The following is a 25289-nucleotide window of genomic DNA, read 5'->3' as shown; positions in this document are numbered from 1 at the left end:
CCGCGAGGCGCCCGCGCCGAGGCGTCGCAGTATGTGACCCCAAGTAATTTTCATCGTTGGAGAGCGCGGCTTGCGATTGCCCACTCTCTGCCGCCAATGCCAGGTCGAGGAGCCTTGATATGAGCATCGATAGTTCAGAACGCTGCAGGCAGCCGAAGCGGCTTGCACGCGTCACGTCAGTGGTTCCCGCGCCTGAAGGAACACAAATCTGGCGCGCTCTGGCTGTGCCTGAGCGAGGATCGACGGCGGTGTTGCCACCGTCACAACCTGTCCCATCGCAGGGACCGATCGTGCCGCGGCGGGGCATGCTGCCTCAGCTGCCTGACGAGGACATCTGGAAAGGGGCCCAGCGAGTCGTGTTCTTGGAGAAGAACCTGTTTGAGGACAAGTAGGGTTCGTCAGTGGCGGAACGAGCTTGGCTAGGGACGTGCGATCGCCGGGTGATTGCCACGCGAGCGGACATGCCGCACGCCCTTGGTCTTGTCAGGATCACGCAGGGCAGGGCTTGCACAGGTACAAGTCCACATGCGCTACGCGCACATGCTTGGACAAGCAGACGCAGAGGCCGATGCAGGGACAGTGATATTGCGAAGTGACAGTCCCCGACGCATCCCTTGCTAGGACAGATCACTCGCACGAACTCCGAAGCGACGAGCTCAGGTCCAGTACGGCGACGTATCAACGCGGGCCGCGCAGGATCCGCCCGGCAAGCTGCGTCAGCGGCCAGGTCTCGGACATCCCACCACGGGTGACGCCATTTCGGGTTCTACCGAACTCGGAGGGCCGCCTTCAGACGCCAACGGATGGGCTTGAACTTCCTTAGTTAGCGGGGCGACCAGCCGAATACGCGTCTGAAGCCACTCGGCCGAGGCCTGGTATTGCCGATTGGCCACGCCTGGCTCCTCATTTCGCAAGGCTGATGCCCTTCGACCGTCCTGCGTCAGCCAGGCAAGCTGCTCCAGTCCAGCTGTGGGGAACCAAAGAGGGCGGGATCCCCGCGCAGACCGAAGCGCTGGCCGAACTCCGTCCGGCTCAGCGATACCGGCGCCTGACCCTCGCGGACTTCGATGCGAGGGATCTTGAGTTGCGCCGGACAGGTACTGCGTAAATACGGCAGGGAGTGCCGTTAGATCGACGGCCAGGTGCTGCCGTAGTAGTTGTAGACCTTGCGGCCGTAGTCGTCGTCGTAGTCGGGCTCGTCATCTTCGGTGTAGCGCGGCGCGCCTTCCAGCACGGACTTGTCGAGGTTGATCAGGTAGCCATCCTTCTCGGTGTCGTAGCGCAATTGGTCCCAAGGCAACGGATAGCGATCCGTGCCCATGCCGAGGAAGCCGCCGAACTCGAGGGCCGCGTAGCGGACTTGGCCCGAACGCTTGTCGATGACTAGGTCGTCGATCGAGCCGAGCTTGTCGCCCTGCAGGTTATAGACGGCGGTGCCTTCGACCTTGGAAGAGGAAATGGTGCTGCCGATGGTGCTTGTGCTCATGGTGGTGGTCTCCGTGGGGATGTTCAGATCAGCAGCCGCGCGCGGCTGCGGTGGTCGTCGGACGGTTCGGTTGGGCGTCGTGGTGAGGCTCCCTGCATCGGGTCTGGGCGGCTTGCCCTACGCTGCTATGGCAAGCGCCGTGCCGCGACGTTCGACCCGATGGCGTGACGGGGGAAAATGCCGTGGCAATGGACACCTACCGCTTGATCCCGACCGAGGTTCGCGACATCTCGCCGCTGCTTCTGGACGCCGCTGGAAAGTTGCGCGTCGTACCTGCGTCCAGCCTGGAGCAGACGACTCCGCAGGAACGCCTCCTGTTCGGCGTGGCCCACGGACACTACGGTTTCCCCACAGATGAATTGGTCCGCTTCTTAAAGGAGCGAATAGCTGGCCGGTCTGCCATTGAAATTGGCTCGGGCAATGGGGTACTCGCGAGGGCTCTCGGTATTGCTGCGACCGACAACCGACAGCAGGAGGATCCTGCGATCAGGGCACACTACGAGGCGCTGCGCCAGCAGACGGTTCAGTATGGGGACAACGTTGAGAAGCTCGACGCCGCAGCCGCTGTCGCGAAATTCAAGCCAAGCGTAGTAGTGGCTTGCTGGGTGACACACAAGTACGACCCGGCTCGGCCTGAGGCTGAAGGGAGTGTCACCGGAATCGACGAAGCGCAGTTGCTGGAGCACTGCGACGAGTACATCTTTGTTGGCAACAAGCACGTGCATCGGAGCAAGCCCCTCCTGGCGCGTCCGCACGAACTACTGACACCCGACTGGCTGTATTCGCGTGCGGTCAACGGCACCCCGGACTTCATTGCAATCTGGAAGAAGGCATCGTGAACTCGCGACGAAGCAGCTGGCTCAATGAGGCCTTCTGCGCTCCGAACCTGCCTTTGTCCTGGCGAAATCAGAGTTTCTCTGGAATCAGCTCTTTGGTACTTGCGCTCAGTTGAGCAGGCAACAGCGATGCGATGCGGGTCGGGTCGTTGTTGTAGTACGTGTCGCGTAACAGCTTGATGCTCTTGGTTCCAATCGCATGGCTTAGGGCGATTACGTCGATGTACCTGGACAGGCGGGTGGCAGCTTCGTGCTTCGCGTCGTGGAAGTGCAAGTCCTCGACGCCGGAAAGCTCCGAGATCTCGCGCCAAGCCACGTTTCGCTGGCTATCGGTAATCCCCATGATGTACGGCGGCATGCTCAGGGCATGTTTGGCTTCAAACTTTTGGTTCTTGGGCATCGTGGCGATCAACTGATCCAGCAACTCCATGGCACGCCCAGTAAGGGGTACTTCGCGGCTCGCATCAACGATCTTTCCACCCTTGGAGCCCTTGCGGCCACCACGTTCCAGCGCAGCCACGTGAAGGTAGCTGGCACTTCGGAAGTAGTCCTTGGGTCGAAGCCGCAGGATCTCGCCGGCGCGCATGCCGGTTTCCAAAGCCAATAGGAACGCCGCCCCGGTCCGGGCACGGTGTGTGTCCAGTTCAGGGCGCCGTTCGTAGCCCGATGTCGTGATGACTGCCTTGATTTCTTCAGGCGTCAATAGTGGGCGAGCTCGGGGGCGGCTGGTGGGAACAGCGTTGGCCCCATGGCACGGATTAACCGCGATCCACCTCAGCGCCTTTACGGCATAGGTGAAGGCACTGCTCAGGACGATCAACTCTCGGTTGACGGTGCTGGAGGTGGCTGGCTTTCCGCCCTTCTTGCGGATTCGCGTCAGACTGCGTGCGATCCACTGATTGATGTTGTGGGTCGTCGTCGCCGCCGTCATTAGATCAGCGATTGGGTCTTCGCAAAGGGCTTTGAGAACGGACTGCGGACCCTTCGAATCCTGCTGCATTGCCACGGCATCCAGGTAGATGTCGAACAGCCGGCGGTTGTTTTTTCGTTCGTTTTTTTGGCCAATCAGGGCCAGACCCGTGACCGCCTGTTCCTTCAGCTTCCTACTGACCTCTTTGGCCCAGGCTTCTGCCTCGAGTTGTGTATCAAAGGTCGCTGTTTTCTTGCCGCCGCCGGGTAGCCGGACTACGACGCGGATTGAGTTACCGCGTGGCTCATAGGAAGCCATTGCATCACCTTGGGGACAGGTCTTGGGGACACCAATTCTGTCAAATCCGGGTGATTTCGGGGAAATTGGGGATTGCGCGCACCCCCGTCCCCAAGCTAGGTCGTTGATTTATTTGAAAAAACCCTTATAAATCAACAAGGTGTCCATCGCTTGCCGGGCGGGCCGCATTCCTGAATCCAGGGATTCAGGTGGGCGAGGTCAGCCCCACTTCGGGTTCATCTGACGCGAGACGATCACACCAGCGGGGCGATGTTCCAGGCCCAGGCTCATATGAGCATCGGAACAGGAAATATAAAGCCCGCGAGGCTGCGATGGACCCGACCATTCTACGGCGCGATGCCTCGATGAAGAAGCATTCCGGGCGATGTCCGCAACGCCGTGCGGGTGCTAGTTCAGAGCAGTTGACCGTCCTGGCCTAACGCTTCATCCAGACGGCGTATGAGGCCGTCGATATCGGCCGGGACATCAGCCGCGGGCTGCGCTGCCGCGGCTACTGCAGTCTTCGCCGCCGTCGGTGCCTGGCCTTCAGCCAACTGGTAGGCCAGGTTCAGCGCGGCCAGGACCGCGATGCGCTCGCGCGCCTTGACCTTGCCGGCATCCCGGATCGCGCTCATTTCCTTGTCGACCTGGGCGACGGCCTTGCTCAGTGCCGCCTCGCCGCCATCGGGGCAGCCGAGGAGGTAGCTCTGGCCCATGATCGTTACTTCCATCTGCTTCATGGGTTCTTTCCGCTGTCGTCGGGGCTGCTGTTGCCGGTTTCGACGGGCAGCCGTGCCAGCAGCGCATCGATGCGTGCGCGTGCGGCGTTCAGTCGGGAGCGCAGGCTGTCGCGTTCCTGGCCCAGCGTCTGCACCTGCTCCTGCAGCAGCGCATTGGTGCGCTGCAGTTCCTCGTGGCGCAGCAGCAGTCTTTCGACGCGCTCGGTCAGGTCGGTGAAGCTAGGCATGGCGTCCCGTCTCGGGTCTTCGGTATAGGGCGTTCATTGTAGGCGGCGCCCATGGTCGCACTGGGCCCGCACGGCGCATACCTCGCATTGGGGACGCCGCGCCTGGCAGACATAGCGGCCGTGCAGGATCAGCCAGTGATGGGAATCCACCGCGTACTGGGCCGGCACTCGCTTCAGCAGGCCCAGTTCGACAGCCAGTGGCGTCTTGCCGGGCGCCAGGCCGGTACGGTTGCTGACGCGGAAGATGTGCGTGTCCACCGCCATCGTCGGCTGGCCGAAGGCGACGTTCAGCACGACGTTGGCCGTCTTGCGGCCGACGCCGGGCAGGGCTTCGAGTTCCTCACGCGTGCCGGGCACCTTGCCGCCGTGGCGCTCGATCAGGATCTGGCAGGTCTTGATCAGGTTCTGTGCCTTCGTGCGGTACAGGCCGATCGTGCGGATGTATTCGGAGAGACCATCGACGCCAAGTGCCAGGATCTTCTCGGGCGTGTTGGCCACCGGGTACAGCTTGCGGGTGGCCTTGTTGACGCCGACGTCGGTGGCCTGCGCCGACAGCAGCACCGCGGCCAGCAACTCGAACACGCTGGAATATTCCAGCTCGGTCTGCGGCGACGGATTGGCCGCTTTCAGGGTCGCGAAGAAGGTCTCGATATCTTGCTTGTTCATCGCTCAGGGCTTGGACGGTTGGCGGGCGCGGGCACGCGCCAGCGCAGCCTCGATCATCGCCCGCTTGCGGTCCAGTTCCGGAGCCTCGGTGATCTTCGAAGCGCCGGCCAGGTCGGCCAGCTTCGATTCGGCCTTGGCCTGCAAGCGCGCATCGTTCTCTTGCTTCTCGCGCATGCGGCGGAACCTGTGGAAGGCATAGCGTTCCGCTGCCTCGCGGGCCTGCGAGGTGCTCCAGGCAGTCCAGCCCGTGGCATCGCCGCTGACCTCGACCAGCGAGATGCAGTCGACCGGACAGACGGGCACACACAGCTCGCAGCCGGTGCATTGCGCATCGATGACGACGTGCATCTGCTTGGCCATGCCGGCGATAGCGTCGACCGGGCAGGCCTTGATGCACAGCGTGCAGCCGATGCACCAGGCTTCGTCGATGACGGCCAGCGTGCGCGGCGCCTCGACGCCGTGCTCGGCGCTCAGCGGCAGGGCGGCGCGGCCGGTGAGGGCAGCCAGGCGGGCGACGCCTTCCGCGCCGCCGGGCGGGCACTGGTTGGTCTCGGCCTCGCCCGCAGCAATGGCAGCGGCGTAGGCGTTGCAATCAGGGTAGCCGCAGCGCGTGCACTGCGTTTGCGGCAGGGCGGCGTCGATGCGGCGCGTCAGGTCGGCAAGGGAGTGAACGGGCGTCAAGTGCTCTTCTTGCTGCGCGGGGCCTTGCTCGGTGCGGAGGCCGGCTTGTCGTACTTGGCGATGAAGGCGCGCACTTCCGGGTAGACCTTGTCGCGCCAGCGGCGGCCCGAGAAGATGCCGTAGTGGCCGGCACCCTCGACGTCGTAGTGCGCCTGGTTCCGGGCGGCGATACCCGAGCAGAGATCATGCGCGGCGCGGGTCTGGCCGGCGCCGGAGATGTCGTCCAGCTCGCCTTCGATCGTCAGCAGCGCAGTGTCGTGGATGTCCTGCGGGCGTACCAGCTGGCCGTCCACTTCCCAGGTGCCGTTGACCAGCGCGAAGTCCTGGAACACCGTCTTGATCGTGTCGAGGTAGTACTCGGCCGGCATGTCCAGCACGGCGTTGTACTCGTCGTAGAACTGACGGTGCGACTCGGCGCTGTCGTCGTCGCCGCGGACTAGGTCGAGGAAGTAGTCGTAGTGCGAGGACAGGTGGCGGTCCGGATTCATCGCCACGAAGCCGGTGTGCTGCAGGAAGCCCGGGTAGACCTCGCGGCCGGCACCGGGGAAGTTCGTCGGCACGCGGTGGATCACATTGTTCTCGAACCACTCGTAGCTGCGGTTCATCGCCAGGTTGTTGACGGCCGTCGGGCTCTTGCGGGCATCGATCGGGCCACCCATCATCGTCATCGACAGCGGCGTGGCTTCGCCGTTGGAAACCATCAGCGAGATCGCGGCCAGCACCGGCACCGTCGGCTGGCAGACCGACATTACGTGGCACTCGCGCGCGCCGATGTGGCGGATGAACTCCTGCACGTAGCCGATGTAGTCGTCCAGATGGAAGGGGCCGACTTCGGCGGGCACCATGCGGGCGTCGGTCCAGTCGGTGATATAGACCTTGTGATCTTTCAGCAGTTGGCGGACGGTGTCGCGCAGCAGCGTGCTGTGATGGCCGGACAGCGGTGCCACGACGAGCACCGTCGGCTGATCCTTCATCTTGCCGAGCACGGCGAGATCGTCGGTGTAGCGCTTGAAGCGCAGCAGCCGGCAGAAGGGCTTGGTCAGCGGCACCAGTTCCTGGACGGCCACTTCGACGCCGTCGACCTCGACGCCGCGGATGTCGAATTCCGGCTTCTCGTAGTCCTTGGCCAGCCGGTGCATCAGGTCCAGGCCAGCCGAGACACGCTGCGACAGCGGCGACATGGCAAAGGGAGACAGCGGGTTGCTGTAGAGCTTCGCCGCAGCGCTGGCGAATTCCGCGAAGGGACTCATCAGCGCGCGCTGGGTTTCGAACAACTGGTACAGCATGGGCTTGAACTCGAAGTAGTCTGACGATATCCAACGATACTGCCAGAACTTGTGCAGTGCAGCAGTAAGCGGGTTTGCTTACGGGCAAACCCGCCATTCATGCACAGGGGTGCCCGTTATTTCATGACGGCCGCCATCGCGGCGGCCACCACCGGCAGGTTCTTCTCGTTCAGGGCAGCAACGCAGATGCGGCCGGAATCGACGCCGTAGACGCCGAATTCGCTGCGAAGGCGCTGCATCTGCTCGGCGGAGAGACCGGAGTAGCTGAACATGCCCTTCTGGCGCGTCACGAACGAAAGATCCTGCGTGACGCCGGCCTTCTGCAGTGCCTCGACCAGTGCCACGCGCATCGCGCGGATGCGCAGGCGCATGCCGGCCAATTCTTCTTCCCACAGCGCGCGCAGCGCGGGCGTGGACAGCACGTTGGCGACGACCTGGGCGCCGTGAGTCGGCGGGTTGGAGTAGTTCGTGCGGATGACGATCTTCAGCTGGCTCAGCACCTTGGCGGTTTCCTCGGCCGTGGCGCAGACGACGCTCAGGCCACCGACGCGCTCGCCGTACAGCGAGAAGCTCTTCGAGAAGCTGGTGGAAACGAAGAAGTCCAGGCCCGAGGCGACGAACTGCTGGATCACCGCGCCGTCCTGCGCAATGCCCTCGCCGAAGCCCTGGTAGGCCATGTCGAGGAAGGGCACGAGGCCGCGGGCCTTGACGGTGGCGACGATCTGGTCCCACTGGGCGGGCGTCAGGTCGTAGCCGGTCGGGTTGTGGCAGCAGGCGTGCAGCACGACGATCGTGCCGGCCTGGGCGGCGTTCAGCGCCGTCAGCATGCCGTCGAAGTTGATACCTCGCTTGGCGGCGTCATAGTAAGGATAGGCGTCAACCTTGAAGCCGGCATTGGTGAACAGTGCGCGGTGGTTCTCCCAGCTCGGGTCGGAGATCAGCACCAGCGCGTTCGGGTTCAGGCGCTTCAGGAAGTCGGCGCCGATCTTCAGGCCGCCGGTGCCGCCGATCGCCTGCACGGTAGCGACGCGCTTGGCGGCGAGGATCGCGCTGTCGGCGCCGAAGACCAGGCCCTGGACGGCCTTGTCGTAGGCAGCGATGCCGTCGATCGGCAGATAGCCGCGGGCCTTGGGGTCGGCCTGCAGGGCGGCTTCGGCCTGGGCCACGCACTTCAGCAGCGGCAGCTTGCCGTTCTCGTCGTAGTAGACGCCCACACCCAGGTTCACCTTGCCGGGGTTCGTGTCGGCATTGAACTGCTCATTCAGACCCAGGATCGGGTCGCGGGGGGCCATTTCGACGGCGGCAAACAAGGACATGGTGATCGTTCCTGACAGGACGGTGGCAATTGGAGGAGGCTGCGCTGAAAGCGCGGGTTAGCACGGGCATCTGGCCTGCGCTACCCTGTCGGATTGCGCGAGCGCTGAATTCTAGGCGCCTTGACGCCACGATCCAGGGATTACCCGATGCACGACACCCCCAACGCCACCGATGCAGCCGCCGTTGACGACGCTGCGCCGAAGGGCGAGTTCGTCTCTTTCGAAGGTTCGCCGTTCCAGCTATTCCAGCCCTTTCCGCCCGCCGGCGACCAGCCGGCGGCGATTGCGGAGCTCTGCGAGGGCATCTCCGACGGCCTGAGCTTCCAGACCCTGCTGGGCGTGACCGGCTCCGGCAAGACCTTCACGATGGCCAACGTGATCGCGCGCCTCGGCCGGCCGGCCATCGTGTTCGCGCCGAACAAGACGCTGGCCGCCCAGCTCTACGGCGAGTTCCGCGACTTCTTCCCGAACAACGCGGTGGAGTATTTCGTCTCCTACTACGACTACTACCAGCCCGAGGCCTATGTGCCGCAGCGCGACCTGTTTATCGAGAAGGACAGTGCGATCAACGAGCAGATCGAACAGTTGCGCCTGTCCTGCACGAAGAGCCTGCTGGAGCGGCGCGACGTGATCATCGTGGCCTCGGTGTCGGCGATCTACGGCATCGGCAACCCGAGCGATTACCACCAGATGGTGATGACCGTCCGCGCGGGCGACAAGCTGGGTCAGCGGGACATCATCGCCCACCTGATCCGCATGCAGTACACCCGCAACGAGATGGAGTTCAGCCGCGGCACATTCCGCGTGCGCGGCGACACGATCGACGTCTTCCCGGCTGAACACTCCGAGCTGGCGCTGCGCATCGAGTTGTTCGACGACGAGGTCGAGACCTTGCAGCTCTTCGACCCGCTGACCGGCCGTGTCCGCCACAAGATCGCCCGTTTCACGGTCTATCCGAGCAGCCACTACGTGACGCCGCGCGACCGGGTGGTCGCGGCGATCGAGACGATCAAGGCCGAGTTGCGCGAGCGGCTGGATTTCTTCGTCAAGGAGGGCAAGCTGGTCGAGGCGCAGCGCCTGGAGCAGCGCACCCGCTTCGACCTGGAGATGCTGCAGGAAGTCGGCCACTGCAAGGGCATCGAGAACTACACCCGGCACCTGTCCGGCGCCGAGCCGGGCGATCCGCCGCCGACGCTGGTGGACTACCTGCCCGGCGACGCGCTGATGTTCCTGGACGAGAGCCACGTGCTGATCGGCCAGTTCGGCGGCATGTACAACGGCGACCGGGCGCGCAAGACGACGCTGGTGGAGTACGGCTTCCGGCTGCCCTCGGCGCTGGACAACCGGCCACTGAAGTTCGCCGAGTTCGAGCGCAAGATGCGCCAGGCGGTCTTCGTCTCCGCCACGCCGGCGGACTACGAGAAGCAGAACGCCGGCCGGGTCGTCGAGCAGGTGGTGCGGCCCACGGGCCTGGTCGACCCGATCGTTGAGGTACGGCCGGCCACCCATCAGGTGGACGACGTGCTGCAGGAAATCCGCGACCGCGTCGAAATCCAGGAACGGGTGCTGATTACGACGCTGACCAAGCGGATGGCCGAGCAACTGACCGACTACCTGAGCGACAACGGCGTCAAGGTCCGCTACCTGCACTCGGATGTGGATACGGTCGAGCGCGTCGAGATCCTGCGCGACCTGCGGCTCGGTGTGTTCGACGTGCTGGTCGGCATCAACCTGCTGCGGGAGGGCTTGGACATTCCCGAGGTGTCGCTGGTGGCGATCCTCGATGCCGACAAGGAAGGCTTCCTGCGTGCCGAGCGCAGCCTGATCCAGACCATCGGCCGGGCCGCGCGCAACCTGAACGGCAAGGCCATCCTCTATGCGGACCGGATCACCGATTCGATGCGCAAGGCGATGGGCGAGACCGAACGTCGCCGGACCAAGCAACTGGCCTTCAACGAAGCCAACGGCATCGTCCCGCGCGGCGTCAGCAAGCGGATCAAGGACCTGATCGACGGCGTCTACTCCGAGAAGCCCGGACGCGACGACCAGAAGCTGCTGCAGGCGGCCGCCGTCGAAGAACTGTCCGAGAAGGATCTCGGCAAGCGCATCGCACTGCTGGAGAAACAGATGATGGAACACGCCCGCAACCTCGAGTTCGAGAAAGCGGCGCGCGTGCGCGACCAATTGGCGCAACTGCGGGAGCAGGCCTTTGGCGCGGCGGTGCACGACAACGTCCCAGGCACCCAGGTCTAACGGCCTCGCGGTGGCCGGCTCAGGCGCGGCAAGCAAAGACGCGAGTAATTGAGTAAAATGGTCGGAAATTCCCGAGGGTTAACCCTCTCGGGACCTCAGGACCGAAGGAGAAGTAGTCATGCGTCTCACCACCAAAGGCCGTTTTGCCGTCACGGCGATGATCGATCTGGCACTTCGCGAGAACAGCGGCCCGGTCGCGCTCGCGGCGATCAGCCAGCGTCAGCAGATTTCCCTGTCTTACCTGGAACAGCTGTTCGGCAAGCTGCGCCGCCATGAATTGGTGGAGAGTACCCGCGGTCCGGGTGGGGGTTATTCGCTGGGTCGCAAGTCCAGCGAAATCACGGTGGCCGACATCATCGTCGCCGTGGACGAGCCGATCGACGCTACCGGCTGCGGCGGCAAGGAAAACTGCATGGGCGAGGACACCGGCCGCTGCATCACGCACGAGCTGTGGACGAGCCTGAACGCCAAGATGATCGAGTACCTCGATTCGATCTCGCTGCGCAAGCTGGTGGAAGACCAGCTCGCCAAGGGCGTGACGATCGAGGAGGCGCCGATCAAGCGCGCCATCTCGAGCCAGCCGGTGGTCAAGCCCATCCGCATCACCGCCCCGAATTCGGTCTTTGCCCTGGGCAACGCCTTCCTCAAATAAGAAAACAGACCTTCTGTTATGGACATGACCCCGCATTTCCCGATCTACATGGATTACGGCGCGACGACGCCGGTGGACCCGCGCGTCGTCGAGGCGATGATCCCCTGGCTGCGCGAGCACTTCGGCAACCCGGCATCGCGCAGCCACGCCTGGGGCTGGGAGGCTGAAGCCGCCGTCGAGAAGGCGCGCGAGCAGGTCGCCGCCTTGATCCACGCGGACCCGCGCGAGATCGTCTGGACATCCGGCGCCACCGAGTCGATCAATCTCGCGCTGAAGGGTGCCGCCCAGTTCTACAAGAGCCGCGGCAAGCACATCATCACGCTGAAGACCGAGCACAAGGCGACGCTGGACACCTGCCGCGAGTTGGAGCGCCAGGGCTTCGACGTGACCTTGCTGGATGTGCAGGAGAACGGCCTGCTGGATCTGGAAGTCTTCAAGGCCGCGCTGCGGCCGGACACGATCCTGGTTTCGATCCTGTTCGTGAACAACGAGATCGGCGTGATCCAGGACGTGACCGCCATCGGCAACATCTGCCGTGAGAAGGGCATCATCTTCCACGTCGACGGTGCGCAGGCGACCGGCAAGATCGAGATCGACATGGCCAAGCTGCCGATCGACCTGATGAGCCTGGCCTCGCACAAGACCTATGGCCCCAAGGGCATCGGCGCGCTGTTCGTGCGCCGCAAGCCGCGCGTGCGCCTGGAAGCGCAGATGCACGGCGGTGGTCACGAGCGCGGCATGCGCTCCGGCACGCTGGCCACGCACCAGATCGTCGGCATGGGCCTGGCGTACGAGATCGCCGGCAAGGAAATGGCTGAAGAGGGTGAGCGCATCCGCATGCTGCACAAGCGCCTGCTGGATGGTCTGACCGGCATCGAGCAGGTTTTCGTCAACGGTGACCTCGAGCACCGCGTGCCCCACAACCTGAACATCTCGTTCAACTACGTGGAAGGCGAGTCGCTGATCATGGGCGTGAAGGGCCTGGCCGTCTCGTCGGGCTCGGCCTGCACCTCGGCCAGCCTGGAGCCCAGCTACGTGCTGCGCGCGCTGGGCCGCAGCGATGAGCTGGCGCACAGCTCGCTGCGCATGACGATCGGCCGCTTCACGACCGTCGAAGAGATCGATTACGCGGTGTCGGTGCTGAAGGACCGTGTCGCCAAGCTGCGCGAACTGTCGCCGCTGTGGGACATGTACAAGGACGGCATCGACCTCAGCACCATCCAGTGGACCGCCCACTGAGGCAGCCCCGAACAAGACAGCAGAAGGAGAACGAATCATGGCTTACAGCGAAAAGGTCGTTGACCACTACGAGAACCCCCGCAACGTCGGCGCCTTTGAGAAGGGCGACGACTCCATCGGCACCGGCATGGTCGGCGCACCGGCCTGCGGCGATGTGATGAAGCTGCAGATCAAGGTGAACCCCGCCACCGGCCTGATCGAGGACGCCAAGTTCAAGACCTACGGTTGCGGCTCCGCGATCGCGTCGAGCTCGCTGGTCACCGAATGGGTCAAGGGCAAGAGCCTGGACGAGGCGCTGTCGATCAAGAACACGCAGATCGCCGAGGAACTGGCGCTGCCGCCGGTCAAGATCCACTGCTCGATCCTGGCCGAAGACGCGATCAAGGCCGCCGTCGACGACTACCGCGCCAAGCGCGCGGCGAACTGAGCCGGGAGCGCCGCGGATGTCTTCTTCCGTGACCATGACCGAGGCGGCTGCCCGCCACGTGACGCGCTACCTGAGCAAGCGCGGTCGTGGCGTCGGCGTGCGCCTGGGCGTCAAGACGACTGGCTGCTCGGGCCTGGCCTACAAGCTCGAGTACGCCGACGAAGTGACCGCGGAAGACGTCGTCTTCGAAGGTCACGGCGTCAAGATCCTCGTCGACCCCAAAAGCCTGCCCTATATCGACGGCACCGAGCTGGACTTTGTCCGCGAGGGCCTCAATGAAGGCTTCAAGTTCCGCAACCCGCGCGAGAAAGACCGCTGCGGGTGTGGTGAATCGTTCCGCATCTGATTCGCCGACTAAAATCCTCGGCCATCAGCAACACGAGGCGCGGCCACCAGCCGCGCCTTTTTCTTGGCAAGTTCACGACCCACGCATGCGACTCGACGACGACGATTTCAGCCTGTTCGGCCTGCCCCGGCAGCAGGCGCAGCAGCGTGCCGAGATCGATGCGCGCTGGAAGGCGCTGCAGGCGAAGGTCCATCCGGACAAGTTCAGCGCCGAAGGCGCGGCGTCGCAGCGCCAGGCGATGCAGTGGGCCCTGCGCGTCAACGAGGCGCACCAGCGCCTGCGCGACCCGCTCAAGCGCGCCGCCTACCTGTGCGAGCTGCGCGGCGTACCGCTGCTGGCCAACGAGAACACCCGCATGCCCGCCAGCTTCCTGATGGAGCAGATGGCCTGGCGCGAGGGGCTGGACGAAGCGGCGACGCTGGCCGAGGTCCAGTCGATCGACGACCAGGTGGCCGCGCGCGAGACCGCCTTGCTGGCCGAGGTCGGGCAACTGCTGGACGAGGCTGACGACGCGCCGGCTGCCGCCGCGCAAGTGCGCGCGCTGATGTTCATCGCCAAGTTCCGCTCCGATATCGACAAGCGCCTGGAGGCGCTGGAAAACCAATAACGACGATGGCCCTGCTGCAAATCTCCGAACCGGGTGCTTCGCCCAATCCGCACGAACGCCGCATTGCGGTCGGCATCGACCTGGGCACGACCCATTCTCTCGTGGCGGCCGTCCGTCACGGTGTGGCCGAATGCCTGCCCGACGAGCAGGGCCGCGTGATCCTGCCTTCGGCCGTGCGTTATCTGGACGAGGGCCGCCGCCAAATCGGCGCCGCCGCGCTCGAAGCCCAGGCCGAGGACCCGGAGAACACGCTGGTGTCCTTCAAGCGCTTCATGGGTCGGGCGCTGGCGGATATCACCGGCCGCGAGAAGCTGCCGTATTCGTTCGAGGACTCGGCCGGCATGCTGTCGGTGAAGACGCGTCACGGCAACGTGTCGCCGGTCCAGGCCTCGGCCGAGGTGCTCGCCACCCTGCGTTTCCGTGCCGAGGACAGCTTTGCCGACGACGTCTTCGGTGCGGTGATCACCGTTCCGGCTTACTTTGACGACGCACAGCGCCAGGCGACCAAGGACGCCGCGCAACTCGCCGGCCTGAACGTGCTGCGCCTGATCAATGAGCCGACCGCGGCCGCGATCGCCTACGGCCTGGACAACGCCAGCGAAGGCCTCTACGCCGTCTACGACCTCGGCGGCGGTACTTTCGACATCTCGCTGCTGCGCCTGACCAAAGGCGTGTTCGAGGTCGTGGCCACGGGCGGCGATGCTGCGCTGGGCGGCGACGATTTCGACCACCTGCTGGCCGACTGGGCGTTGGCCCAGGCGAAGGTGAACGCAAGCAGTGCGCACGACAAGCGCGCCGTGCTGGTGGCCGCCCGTGCTGCCAAGGAGGCGCTGTCCTCGGCCGACGCGGTCGTGCTGACTGCCGCCCTGGACGCCGGCGCGATCGAGGTGCCCGTCACCCGCACGCAGTTCGAGCAACTGGTCGAGCCGCTGGTTTCCAAGACGCTGGCCAGCGTGCGACGCGTGCTGCGCGACGCGAAGGTCAAGCCGGACGAGGTGCAGGGCACGGTGATGGTCGGCGGCTCCACGCGCATGCCCTGTGTGCGCGAGGCGGTCGGCAAGCTGTTCGGCCGCGAGGTGCTGACCAACCTGAATCCGGACGAAGTCGTCGCCCTCGGCGCAGCGATCCAGGCGAACCAGCTGGCCGGCAATGCCGCCGACGGCGAACTGTTGCTGCTGGACGTGATCCCACTGTCGCTAGGCCTGGAGACGATGGGCGGCCTGGTCGAGCGCGTCATCGAGCGCAACGCGACCATCCCGGTCGCCCAGGCGCAGGACTTCACCACCTTCAAGGATGGCCAGACCGCGATGGCCGTCCATGTGCTGCAGGGTGAGCGTGAGCTGGTCAGCGAGTGCCGCTCGCTGGCGCGCTTCGAACTGCGCGGCATTCCGCCGATGGTGGCGGGCGCCGCGCGCATCCGCGTGAGCTTCCAGGTCGATGCGGACGGCCTGCTCAGCGTGTCGGCCAAGGAACTGGGATCCGGTGTGGAAGCGGCCGTACAGGTCAAGCCCAGCTACGGCCTGTCCGACGACCAGATCGCCGGCATGCTGAAGGACGGCTTCGCCAGTGCCGACAGCGACATGCACGCGCGCAAGCTGCGCGAGGCCCGTGTCGAGGCCGAGCGGATGACCTTGGCCACGCGCTCGGCACTGGCCGCAGATGGCGATCTGCTGGACGCCGTACAAACCCAGGCGATCGACGAACTGCTGCGCGCGCTGAACGAGACCGCGCAAGGCGACGATGCCGACGCGATCGACGCCGCCGTCGAAACGCTGGCCAAGGGCACCGAGGCCTTCGCCGCCGAGCGCATGAACCGCGGCATCCAGCAGGCGCTGACCGGCCGCAACATCGAACAGATCTGAGCCAGAGCAAGCCCAACGCCATGCCCATCATCAAGATTCTTCCCCACGCCGAATACTGCCCGCAGGGCGCCACCGTCACGGCGCCGCCCGGCACCTCGATCTGCGAGGCGCTGCTGGACAACGACATCGAGATCGAGCACGCCTGCGACCAGGTCTGCGCCTGCACCACCTGTCACGTGATCGTTCGCGAGGGCGCCCGTTCGCTGTCCGAGATGGACGAGGGCGAGGAGGACATGCTGGACCGCGCCTGGGGCCTGGAGCCCGATTCGCGGCTGTCCTGCCAGGCGATCCTCGGCCAGCAGGACATCACGGTCGAGATCCCCAAGTACTCGATCAATCACGCCAAAGAGGGCAAGTGAAGGTCCTGGGCTTCGAGTCCTCCTGCGACGAGACCGGCGTAGCGCTGGTCGAGGTGCCGGAGCAGGGCGGCGGAGCGCCTCAGTTGCTGGCCCAGGCACTGCACAGCCAGATCGTCATGCACCAGGCCTACGGCGGCGTCGTGCCCGAGTTGGCCTCGCGCGACCACATCCGCCGTGTGCTTCCGCTGACGCGTGAGGTGTTGGCCGAGGCCGGTGCCGAGCTGAAGGACGTGGACGTCGTCGCCTACACGCAGGGGCCCGGCCTGGCCGGCGCGCTGCTGGTCGGTGCTGGCGTGGCCGTTTCGCTGGCCGCGGCGCTGGGCAAGCCGACCTTGGGTGTGCATCACCTGGAAGGGCATCTGCTGTCGCCCTTCCTGTCGAACGATCCCCCCGAGTTCCCCTTCATCGCGCTGCTTGTGTCCGGCGGCCACACGCAACTGATGCGCGTGGACGACGTCGGCCAGTACGAGATCCTCGGCGAGACGATCGACGACGCCGCCGGCGAGGCTTTCGACAAAAGTGCCAAGCTCCTGGGCCTGCCGTATCCCGGCGGGCCGCACCTCGCGCGGCTGGCGGAGCAGGGCGATGCGAGCGCTTTCGAGCTGCCGCGGCCGCTGCTTCACAGCGGCAAGCCGGACTTCAGCTTCGCCGGCCTGAAGACAGCGGTGCTGACGCAGGTGAAGAAGCTCGGCGATGCGCCGACCGACCAGCAACGCGCCGACTTGGCCGCTGCCACGCAGGCGGCGATCGTCGAAGTGCTGGTGAAGAAATCGCTGCTGGCGCTGAAGGAAACGGGGCTGAAGCGCCTGGTCGTGGCTGGTGGTGTCGGCGCTAACGCCGAGCTTCGGCGGCAGTTGAACGCGGCCTGCGCGAAGCGGCAGGTGCGCGTCCACTACCCGGAGCTGAGCCTGTGCACCGACAACGGCGCCATGATCGCCATGGCCGCCGCGATGCGCCTGCAGCGTGGCATGGCCACCCTGCATGACGCGGCGCGGGGCAGCTTCGAGGTGCGCCCGCGCTGGCCGCTGGGTGCGGCCTGAATGCGGCTTAGTTGACGGTCAGCTCGCCCGCGTTGTCGGGCTGGCGCTTGACCAGGGTCAAGGTCAGCACGCCGTTCTCGATCTTGGCAACCGAGTCGGCCTTGCTGACTTCGACCGGCAGGGTCAGCGTGCGCGAGAAGCGTGTGACCGAGCGCTCGCTGTAGACGACGCGGGTGCCCTCGGGCGTGGCGGCGGCCGCAGCCTGCTCGGCATCGATGCTGACCTTGCGGCCTTCGATGCGGACCTTGACGGCTTCCTTGGCGATGCCCGGCAGGTCGAGCTGCAGGGTGTAGGCGGCGTCGGTCTCGCTGACGTCCAGCGCCGGGCTGCGCAGCGTGACGGCCTTGTCGTTGACGTCGAACAGGCGCTCGATGCGGCGCGACAGTTCGGGGTTGTAGCGGGTGCGGGCAACGGGGAAAACAAACATGTCTGACTCCAGGAAATATCGAAGTGTTGATACGGTTCGCTGCTGAGTGGTTTGCCAGGGCGCAGCCCCCATGGCTCCGAATCTTGGCCTGCCTGCAAGCCTTTCAAGGGCCGCGAAAAATTCAGTTCGAAGCCTCTTGGAAGCGCAACGGACGCCACTATCTGACGCGGCTTTTCGTTTTGGCGGCGCTCTCGTGCGGCGCTGCGGCGCAGGCGGGTGAGCCGATCACGCTTGCACTGGTCGAGGGGCTGTCCGGCCCCTTCGGCAATGCCGGCGAGGCGGTGTTCCGCAACCTCGTCTGGGCCACCGAGCGGGTCAACGCACGGGGCGGCGTGAAGCTGCCCGGCGGGAATCGGCCGCTGCAGGTGCTGCGGCTGGACAACAAGGGCAGCACCGAGGAGGCGCTGGCGCTGATGCGCTCTGCCATCGAGCGTGATGCGCACTTCATCCTGCAGGGCAACAGTTCCGCCACAGCGGCTGCTCTGATCGACGCGCTGGATCGGCACAACGAACGGGATCCGCAGCATCGCGCGCTGCTGCTGAACTACGCCGCCGTCGAGCCTGCGCTGACGAACGAGCGCTGCAGCTTCTGGCACTTCCGCTTCGATGCGCACGCGGACATGCGCCTTGACGCACTGACCGACCAGCTCCGCGACGACGCCTCGGTGAAGCGGCTCTACCTGATCGGGCAGGACTACAGCTTCGGCCAGCAGGTGCTCCGGCGCGGCCGCGAGATGATCGCGGCCAAGCGGCCGGACATCCGCATCGTCGGCGAAGACCTGCACCCGATCGGCCGCGTGAAGGACTTCCTGCCCTATGTCGCCAAGATCAAGGCCAGCGGGGCGCAGGCGGTGCTGACCGGCAACTGGGGCAACGACCTGACCTTGCTGATCAAGGCCGCGCGCGACATCGGCCTGGACGCGAAGTTCTACACCTTCTACGGCAATGCGCTGGGCGTGCCCGCGGCACTCGGCGATGCCGGCATCGACCGCGTGCTGGCTGTTGCCGAGTGGCATCCCAACGTCGGTACGCCCAGCTCCGATGCCTTCTATCAGGCCTTCCGCCGTCGCTTCCCGCGACCCGAGGACGACTACCTGCATGCACGCATGCAGGCGATGGTGGAGGTGCTGACGCAGGCGATCGAGAAGGCGGGTTCGACCGAGGCCACGGCGGTGGCGCGCGCGATGGAAGGCATGGCCTTCGATGGCCGCGCGAAGGGCATCCCGCACCAGGGCACGATGCGTGCAGCCGACCACCAGTTCATCCAGCCGCTGTATGTGACGATGATGAAGCGCGCCGGCACGGACGGCGCGCGCTTCGACAATGAAGGCTCCGGCTACGGCTTCCGCACCTTGCGCTACATCCCGCCGACCGAGCCGCCCAGCACCTGCCGCATGCGGCGGCCCGTGCAGAATGGAGCAACGACGAACTGACCACGGGCAAAGCCAGCATGCGCGACCTGATCTCCGAACTGCCGACTTCCAAGATTCGACTGGTCGCCAATGCCGGCATCGGCCGCGACGACGTGCTGGCCTTCTGGTTCGGCGAAAGCGATGAAGTGACGCCGGAGCCGGTGCGCGAGGCGGCGGCCGAATCGCTGCGGCGCGGCGAAACCTTCTACGCGCACAACCTGGGCCTGCTCGAACTGCGCGAGGCGCTGGCCGGCTATACGAGCGCACTGCACCGGCCGGTCGGCGTCGAGCGGATCGCCGTGACTTCGTCGGGCGTCAGCGCACTGATGATCGCGACGCAGGCGCTGGTGTCGCCGGGCGACGAGGTCGTGGCCGTGGTGCCTTTGTGGCCGAACCTGGTGGCGCAGGCGGCGATCATGGGTGCGCGGGTCAAGCGGGTCTCGCTGACGCCGCAGGCGGGCGCGTGGGGGTTGGACCTGCAGGCGCTGCTCGATGCGATCACGCCGGCGACGAAGGTACTGCTCGTCAATGCGCCGAACAACCCGACCGGCTGGACGCTCACCCGCGCCGAGCAGCAGGTGCTGCTGGACCACTGCCGCAAGACCGGAACCTGGATCGTTGCCGACGAGGTCTACGAACGGCTGTACTACGCCTACGGCGCGAAGGCCGCGCCGAGCTTCCTGGACCTGGCGGCGCCCGAGGATCGCGTGGTCGTGATCCACAGCTTCTCGAAGAGCTTCCTGATGACCGGCTGGCGCCTGGGCTGGATGGTGCTGCCGCCGGCGCTGCTGGACGGCGTGGCCAAGCTGATCGAGTTCAACACCTCCTGCGCGCCGGTATTCGTGCAGCGCGGCGGCATGGTGGCGGCGGGCATGGCGAATGACTTCGTACCGGAACTGGCCGCGCGGATGAAGACCTGCCGCAACACACTGCTGCCGCTGCTGCAGGCGCTGCCCGGCGTCAGCGTTGCCAGCCCGCTGGGCGGCATGTATGCCTTCTTCCGGCTGGAGGGGCAGGGCGACGATTCGCTGACGCTGGCGAAGCGACTGGTGACCGAGGCCGGGCTGGGTTTGGCGCCGGGTGCTGCCTTCGGCGACGAGGGGGAAGGCTGGCTGCGTTGGTGCTTCGCGTCGCGCGACCCGCAGCGGCTCGTGGACGGGGTGGCTCGGCTGCGTTCGTTTCTCGGTCTATAATCCGCCGGTTCTGCTTTTCAAAGTAGAACGAAGTAAGCACGGTGGGGGTCGGTTTCACTCCCAACCGCAAGTCAAACCTGGAAACCGTCTGTGATCGTCGCAGTGATAACTGCGTGTTCCAGCGGCTCTTCCGCACCAGAAATGGAACACATCATGTCGATCAACAAGGCTGAAATCGTTCAAGCCAACGCCCGCGCCGCCAATGACACCGGTTCGCCGGAAGTCCAGGTCGCTCTGCTGACCGCGCGCATCAACACGCTGACCCCGCACTTCAAGACCCACGCCAAGGACCACCACGGCCGTCGCGGTCTGCTGAAGATGGTCAACGCGCGCAAGAGCCTGCTGGCCTACCTGAAGCGCAAGGACGCCGACCGTTACGTCGCGCTGATCCAGAAGCTGGGCCTGCGCAAGTAATTCGCCCGCGATGACAAGGAGCCTGTCTGGAACGTCTGCCAGTACAGGCTTTTTGTCTTTTCGCAATCATCAAAACCGGAGTTGGGCTGACGTGACGCTGCTGTGTCATTCCACGGGTTCTGCGCCCTGCAGAGCCGGTGGAATGGCATTGCGTCAAACCCAGACTACTCCTCCTTAACGCAAGCAAGGAGACACGCAATGAGCATGTTCAACAAGATCACCAAGACCTTCCAATGGGGTCCGCATCAGGTCGTGATGGAAACGGGCGAGATCGCCCGCCAATCCAGCGGCGCCGTCGTCGTCGATATCGAAGGCACCGTGGTGCTGGCCACCGTGGTCGCCAAGTCCGAAGCCAAGGCCGGCCAGGACTTCTTCCCGCTGACCGTCGACTACATCGAGAAGACCTACGCCGCCGGCAAGATCCCTGGCAGCTTCTTCAAGCGTGAAGGTCGCCCGAGCGAACTCGAAACGCTGACCAGCCGCCTGATCGACCGCCCGATCCGTCCGCTGTTCCCCGAAGGCTTCTTCAACGAAGTGCAGGTCGTCATCCACGTCCTGTCGCTGAACCCCGAAGTGCAGGCCGACATCGCCGCGATGATCGCCTCGTCGGCCGCGCTGGCCGTCTCCGGCATCCCGTTCGCCGGCCCGATCGGTGCCGCCCGCGTCGGCTATGTCAACGGCGAGTACGTGCTGAACCCCGGCAAGACCGAGCTGGCCAATTCGAAGATGGACCTGGTCGTCGCCGGTACCGAAGCTGCCGTGCTGATGGTCGAGTCGGAAGCCGATGCGCTGTCCGAGGAAATCATGCTGGGCGCGGTCGTCTACGGCCACGACCAGGGCAAGATCGCGATCAACGCGATCCACGAACTGGTCCGCGACGGCGGCAAGCCGGTCTGGGACTGGAAGGCGCCCGCCAAGGACGAGGCCTTCATCGCCAAGATCAACGCACTGGCCGAAGGCCCGCTGCGCGAGGCTTACCAGATCCGTTCCAAGCAAGCCCGCACGCAGGCTTGCCGCATGGCCGCTTCCAACGTGTTCGCCGCGCTGAGCGACGAAGGTGTTGCCTTCGACAAGGTTGAAGTGGAAGGCCTGCTGTTCGAGATCGAAGCCCGCATCGTGCGCGGCCAGATCCTGGCTGGCGAACCGCGCATCGACGGCCGCGACACCCGCACCGTCCGCGCGATCGAGATCCGCAACAGCGTGCTGCCGCGCACCCACGGTTCGTCGCTGTTCACCCGCGGCGAAACGCAGGCACTGGCCGTCGCCACGCTGGGCACCGACCGCGACGCGCAGCGCATCGATGCGCTGGCTGGCGAGTTCGAAGACCGCTTCATGCTGCACTACAACATGCCTCCGTTCGCCACCGGCGAAACGGGTCGCGTGGGTTCGCCGAAGCGCCGCGAAATCGGCCACGGCCGCCTGGCCAAGCGCGCGCTGGCCGCGATGCTGCCGAACAAGGAAGATTTCCCGTACACGATGCGCGTGGTCTCGGAAATCACCGAGTCGAACGGTTCCTCGTCGATGGCTTCCGTCTGCGGCGGCTGCCTGGCGCTGATGGATGCCGGCGTGCCGATGAAGGCCCACGTGGCCGGTATCGCGATGGGCCTGATCAAGGACGCCAACCGCTTCGCCGTGCTGACCGACATCCTCGGTGACGAGGACCACCTCGGCGACATGGACTTCAAGGTGGCCGGCACGACCAACGGCATCACCGCCCTGCAGATGGACATCAAGATCCAGGGCATCACCAAGGAAATCATGCAGGTCGCGCTGGCTCAGGCCAAGGAAGCCCGTCTGCACATCCTCGGCAAGATGGTCGAGGCGATGGGCACGGCCAACACCGAGGTCTCGCAGTTCGCTCCGCGCCTGTACACGATGAAGATCAATCCGGAGAAGATCCGTGATGTGATCGGCAAGGGTGGCGCCACCATCCGCGCGCTGACCGAAGAGACCGGCACGACGATCGACATCGGTGAAGACGGCACGATCACGATCGCTTCGACGGACGCCGACAAGGCGGCCCACGCCAAGAAGCGCATCGAAGAGATCACCGCTGAAGTGGAAATCGGCAAGGTCTACGAAGGCCCGATCACCAAGATCCTGGACTTCGGTGCCCTGGTCAACCTGCTGCCCGGCAAGGACGGCCTGCTGCATATCAGCCAGATCGCCCACCAGCGCGTCGAGAAGGTCACGGACTACCTGTCCGAAGGCCAGATCGTCAAGGTCAAGGTGCTGGAAACGGACGAGAAGGGCCGCATCAAGCTGTCGATGAAGGCGCTGATCGATCGCGACGCCGCTCCGGCCCCGGCTCCTGCCGCGCCGGCTGACGAGGCGAACTGATCCGCCCGCGACGATGAAAGCCATCGCCATCACCCAGCCCGGCAAGCCGGAGGTGCTGCAGCTCGAGGCAAGGCCTGACCCCGTCGCCGGGGCGGGCGAGTGCCTGATCGCGGTTGAGGCCTACGGCATCAATCGGCCGGACGTGCTGCAGCGCAAGGGGCACTACCCGCCGCCGAAGGGCGCCAGCGATCTGCCCGGCCTGGAAGTGGCTGGACGCATCGTCGCCGGCGATCCGGCGGAGCTGGGTGCGGCCGGGCTGAAAGTGGGCGATGCGGTCTGCGCACTGGTGGCGGGCGGTGGCTACGCGGAACTCTGCGTGGCGCCGATCGGCCAGTGCCTGCCAGTGCCCAATGGCTGGTCGATGGTCGAGGCGGCGAGCCTGCCGGAGACCTTCTTCACCGTCTGGTCCAACGTGTTCGACCGCGCCCGCCTGCAACCGGGCGAGTCGATCCTGATCCATGGTGGCACGAGCGGCATTGGCGTCACGGCGATCCAGCTTGCGAAGGCCTTCGACGCGAGCCAGGTGATCGTCACCGTCGGCAATGCGGCCAAGGCCGAAGCCTGCCTGAAGCTGGGCGCCGATGTGGCGATCAACTACAAGGAACAGGACTTCGTTGCCGAGGTCAAGACCGCCACCGGCGGGCGCGGCGTCGACGTGATCCTGGACATGGTGGCCGGCGGTTATGTCGAGCGCAATGTCCAGGCGCTGGCCGAGGACGGCCGCTCGGCGGTCATCGCCGTGCAGGGCGGCATCGAGGCGAAGTTCGACGCGGGCCTGCTGCTGCGCAAGCGGCTGACGATCGTCGGCTCGACCTTGCGGCCGCGGCCGCTGGCGTTCAAGACGGCAATCGCGCAGGCGTTGAAGCAGCGCGTCTGGCCGCTGCTGGAGTCCCGTCGCATCGCGCCGGTAATCTATCGCGAGCTGAAGGCCGCGCAGGCGGCCGAGGCGCATGCGCTGATGGAGTCGGGTGAGCACGTCGGCAAGATCGTGCTGTCCTGGTGAATGCGAAGCGAGTAATAACGATGCGCAAGAAACTGGTCGTCGGCAATTGGAAGATGAACGGCAGCCGTGCCGCCAACGCGGTGCTGCTCGCCGGCCTGCGGGAAGCCGGTCCGTGGACGGCGGACGTCGCCGTCTGCGTGCCGTTCCCGTACATCACCGAAACCGCGCTGGCGCTGACCGGCACGGCCGTCGGCTTCGGCGCGCAGGATTGCTCGGCCCACGAGCAGGGCGCCTATACCGGCGAGGTTTCGTCGGCGATGCTGGCCGACCTGGGTTGCCGCTATGCGATCGTCGGCCATTCGGAGCGGCGCGCGTACCACCAGGAAAGCGACCAGCTCGTTGCCGACAAGGCCAAAGCGGCGCTGGCGCACGGCATCACGCCGATCGTCTGCGTCGGCGAGACCTTGGCCGAGCGCGAGGCGGGGCAGACCGAGCAGGTCGTCAAGCGCCAACTCGCCGCGGTGATCCATACGCTGACGCATTGCATCGGTGAGATCGTGCTCGCGTATGAGCCGGTCTGGGCCATCGGCACGGGCCTCACGGCCACGCCGGAGCAGGCGCAGGCTGTGCATGCGGTGCTGCGGACGCAGTTGCATGCGGCAACGCAGAAGTCCGACGCGATGCGCCTGCTCTACGGCGGCAGCATGAAGGCCGACAACGCTGCCGCGCTGCTGGCCCAACCGGATATCGATGGTGGCCTGATCGGCGGCGCGAGCTTGAAAGCGACGGATTTCGGCGCCATTTGCCGAGCCGCCGGGTAAATTATTTAAAAGATATAGAACAGTTTCTCTGGAGTTTTCCCAAATGCAATTTGTGTCGAATCTGATTCTGGTTTTGCAGCTGCTCAGCGCGCTGGCGATCATTGGCCTGGTGCTGGTGCAACACGGCAAGGGCGCTGACATGGGCGCGTCCTTCGGCAGCGGCGCTTCGGGCAGCCTGTTCGGCGCCACCGGCAGCGCCAACTTCCTGTCGCGCAGCACCGCTGTGGCCGCGACGATCTTCTTCTGCTGCACGCTGGGCCTGGCCTATCTGTCCAACCATCGCGGCGGTCTCGCCCCGGCCGACAGCGGCCCGATCCAGCGTACGGCGCCGATCGTCGCTCCGGCCGTGCCGGCATCGGGCGCCGCAGCCATTCCGGGCGCTGCGCCGGCGGTGGTGGCTCCGGCCTCGGCGGCCGCTTCGAACTGAGGCGCCGCATCGACGGCTTGCCCATGTGCGCAGGCCGTTGCTTTTGATGCTCGTTTCCTCGGGGCATCGAAAAATCGGTATA

General features: G+C 65.4%; 26 protein-coding genes. 17 read left to right on the top strand and 9 right to left on the bottom strand.

From position 1 onward, the window contains the following. Positions 1-1126 precede the first annotated feature (1126 nt). Positions 1127-1486, bottom strand: coding sequence for a PRC-barrel domain-containing protein (locus SNE35_RS23720; RefSeq protein ID WP_320425499.1), 360 nt, complete (start codon positions 1484-1486; stop codon positions 1127-1129). 188 nt (positions 1487-1674) lie between these two features. On the opposite strand from SNE35_RS23720, the gene SNE35_RS23715 reads away from it, so the two are divergent. Then, complete coding sequence (locus SNE35_RS23715) at positions 1675-2325, top strand: hypothetical protein (protein WP_320425498.1); 651 nt, start codon at positions 1675-1677, stop codon at positions 2323-2325. 67 nt (positions 2326-2392) lie between these two features. Here SNE35_RS23715 and SNE35_RS23710 read toward each other — a convergent pair whose 3' ends face one another. The 7 genes from SNE35_RS23710 to SNE35_RS23680 form a co-directional block, all read right to left on the bottom strand. Further along, positions 2393-3550: a tyrosine-type recombinase/integrase gene (locus SNE35_RS23710; protein WP_320425497.1), complete on the bottom strand. Its 1158-nt coding sequence runs from the start codon at positions 3548-3550 to the stop codon at positions 2393-2395. A gap of 392 nt (positions 3551-3942) precedes the next feature. Further along, positions 3943-4269 carry a cell division protein ZapA gene (locus SNE35_RS23705; protein WP_320425496.1) on the bottom strand — a complete coding sequence of 109 codons (327 nt, stop codon included), beginning with the start codon at positions 4267-4269 and terminating at the stop codon, positions 3943-3945. After that, positions 4266-4496: a cell division protein ZapB gene (locus tag SNE35_RS23700; protein ID WP_320425495.1), complete on the bottom strand. Its 231-nt coding sequence runs from the start codon at positions 4494-4496 to the stop codon at positions 4266-4268. The genes SNE35_RS23705 and SNE35_RS23700 overlap by 4 nt, the downstream gene beginning before the upstream one ends. A gap of 33 nt (positions 4497-4529) precedes the next feature. Continuing rightward, complete coding sequence (gene nth / locus SNE35_RS23695) at positions 4530-5162, bottom strand: endonuclease III (protein ID WP_320425494.1); 633 nt, start codon at positions 5160-5162, stop codon at positions 4530-4532. Between the two features lie 3 nt (positions 5163-5165). Then, on the bottom strand, positions 5166-5843 hold the full coding sequence (gene rsxB / locus SNE35_RS23690; RefSeq protein WP_320425493.1) for an electron transport complex subunit RsxB: 678 nt from the start codon (positions 5841-5843) through the stop codon (positions 5166-5168). Further along, the gene (locus tag SNE35_RS23685) at positions 5840-7129 is read right to left on the bottom strand and encodes a polyhydroxyalkanoate depolymerase (RefSeq protein WP_320425492.1); all 1290 of its coding nucleotides are present in this window, start codon (positions 7127-7129) and stop codon (positions 5840-5842) included. Before SNE35_RS23685 ends, rsxB begins: the two co-directional genes overlap by 4 nt. Before the next feature lie 116 nt (positions 7130-7245). Continuing rightward, positions 7246-8445 (bottom strand): amino acid aminotransferase, encoded by a 1200-nt coding sequence (locus tag SNE35_RS23680; protein WP_320425491.1) that lies wholly within the window; start codon positions 8443-8445, stop codon positions 7246-7248. Positions 8446-8592: 147 nt separating this feature from the next. Here SNE35_RS23680 and uvrB point away from each other — a divergent pair, with 147 nt between their 5' ends. The 9 genes from uvrB (at position 8593) to tsaD (ending at position 17230) form a co-directional block, all read left to right on the top strand. Then, complete coding sequence (uvrB, locus tag SNE35_RS23675; RefSeq protein WP_320425490.1) at positions 8593-10698, top strand: excinuclease ABC subunit UvrB; 2106 nt, start codon at positions 8593-8595, stop codon at positions 10696-10698. A 118-nt stretch (positions 10699-10816) separates the two neighbouring features. After that, positions 10817-11350, top strand: coding sequence for a Fe-S cluster assembly transcriptional regulator IscR (gene iscR / locus SNE35_RS23670; protein WP_320425489.1), 534 nt, complete (start codon positions 10817-10819; stop codon positions 11348-11350). Positions 11351-11368: 18 nt separating this feature from the next. Further along, positions 11369-12589, top strand: a complete 1221-nt coding sequence (locus SNE35_RS23665) for an IscS subfamily cysteine desulfurase (protein WP_320425488.1) — start codon at positions 11369-11371, stop codon at positions 12587-12589. Positions 12590-12626: 37 nt separating this feature from the next. Beyond that, positions 12627-13016 (top strand): Fe-S cluster assembly scaffold IscU, encoded by a 390-nt coding sequence (gene iscU, locus SNE35_RS23660; RefSeq protein WP_320425487.1) that lies wholly within the window; start codon positions 12627-12629, stop codon positions 13014-13016. Positions 13017-13032: 16 nt separating this feature from the next. Beyond that, positions 13033-13362 (top strand): iron-sulfur cluster assembly protein IscA, encoded by a 330-nt coding sequence (gene iscA / locus SNE35_RS23655; RefSeq protein WP_320425486.1) that lies wholly within the window; start codon positions 13033-13035, stop codon positions 13360-13362. A gap of 85 nt (positions 13363-13447) precedes the next feature. Continuing rightward, positions 13448-13969, top strand: a complete 522-nt coding sequence (gene hscB / locus SNE35_RS23650; RefSeq protein ID WP_320425485.1) for a Fe-S protein assembly co-chaperone HscB — start codon at positions 13448-13450, stop codon at positions 13967-13969. 5 nt (positions 13970-13974) lie between these two features. Continuing rightward, positions 13975-15831, top strand: a complete 1857-nt coding sequence (hscA, locus tag SNE35_RS23645) for a Fe-S protein assembly chaperone HscA (protein ID WP_320425484.1) — start codon at positions 13975-13977, stop codon at positions 15829-15831. Between the two features lie 20 nt (positions 15832-15851). After that, the gene (fdx, locus tag SNE35_RS23640; RefSeq protein ID WP_320425483.1) at positions 15852-16190 is read left to right on the top strand and encodes an ISC system 2Fe-2S type ferredoxin; all 339 of its coding nucleotides are present in this window, start codon (positions 15852-15854) and stop codon (positions 16188-16190) included. After that, positions 16187-17230: a tRNA (adenosine(37)-N6)-threonylcarbamoyltransferase complex transferase subunit TsaD gene (gene tsaD, locus SNE35_RS23635; RefSeq protein ID WP_320425482.1), complete on the top strand. Its 1044-nt coding sequence runs from the start codon at positions 16187-16189 to the stop codon at positions 17228-17230. The genes fdx and tsaD overlap by 4 nt, the downstream gene beginning before the upstream one ends. 7 nt (positions 17231-17237) lie before the next feature. Here tsaD and SNE35_RS23630 read toward each other — a convergent pair whose 3' ends face one another. Further along, positions 17238-17657: an Hsp20/alpha crystallin family protein gene (locus SNE35_RS23630; RefSeq protein ID WP_320425481.1), complete on the bottom strand. Its 420-nt coding sequence runs from the start codon at positions 17655-17657 to the stop codon at positions 17238-17240. A 179-nt stretch (positions 17658-17836) separates the two neighbouring features. Here SNE35_RS23630 and SNE35_RS23625 point away from each other — a divergent pair, with 179 nt between their 5' ends. From SNE35_RS23625 to secG, 7 genes are all read left to right on the top strand, one after another. Continuing rightward, on the top strand, positions 17837-19090 hold the full coding sequence (locus SNE35_RS23625) for a branched-chain amino acid ABC transporter substrate-binding protein (protein ID WP_320425480.1): 1254 nt from the start codon (positions 17837-17839) through the stop codon (positions 19088-19090). A 17-nt stretch (positions 19091-19107) separates the two neighbouring features. Then, positions 19108-20262: a pyridoxal phosphate-dependent aminotransferase gene (locus tag SNE35_RS23620; RefSeq protein ID WP_320425479.1), complete on the top strand. Its 1155-nt coding sequence runs from the start codon at positions 19108-19110 to the stop codon at positions 20260-20262. Between the two features lie 141 nt (positions 20263-20403). Beyond that, positions 20404-20676: a 30S ribosomal protein S15 gene (gene rpsO / locus SNE35_RS23615; RefSeq protein WP_431312780.1), complete on the top strand. Its 273-nt coding sequence runs from the start codon at positions 20404-20406 to the stop codon at positions 20674-20676. A 198-nt stretch (positions 20677-20874) separates the two neighbouring features. Beyond that, positions 20875-23016 carry a polyribonucleotide nucleotidyltransferase gene (gene pnp / locus SNE35_RS23610; protein ID WP_320425477.1) on the top strand — a complete coding sequence of 714 codons (2142 nt, stop codon included), beginning with the start codon at positions 20875-20877 and terminating at the stop codon, positions 23014-23016. A gap of 13 nt (positions 23017-23029) precedes the next feature. Continuing rightward, entirely contained in the window at positions 23030-24019 is a 990-nt protein-coding gene (locus SNE35_RS23605) for an NAD(P)H-quinone oxidoreductase (protein WP_320425476.1), read from the top strand. Positions 24020-24039: 20 nt separating this feature from the next. Beyond that, on the top strand, positions 24040-24780 hold the full coding sequence (tpiA, locus tag SNE35_RS23600; RefSeq protein ID WP_320425748.1) for a triose-phosphate isomerase: 741 nt from the start codon (positions 24040-24042) through the stop codon (positions 24778-24780). A gap of 43 nt (positions 24781-24823) precedes the next feature. After that, positions 24824-25207 (top strand): preprotein translocase subunit SecG, encoded by a 384-nt coding sequence (secG, locus tag SNE35_RS23595; RefSeq protein WP_320425475.1) that lies wholly within the window; start codon positions 24824-24826, stop codon positions 25205-25207. Positions 25208-25289: the final 82 nt, after the last annotated feature.

The sequence above is a fragment of the Roseateles agri genome, assembly GCF_034043675.1.
Classification (GTDB): Bacteria; Pseudomonadota; Gammaproteobacteria; order Burkholderiales; family Burkholderiaceae_C; genus KK5.
The sequence above is the reverse complement of the archived record's forward strand: the minus strand, read 5'-3'. Positions and strand labels throughout refer to the sequence as shown.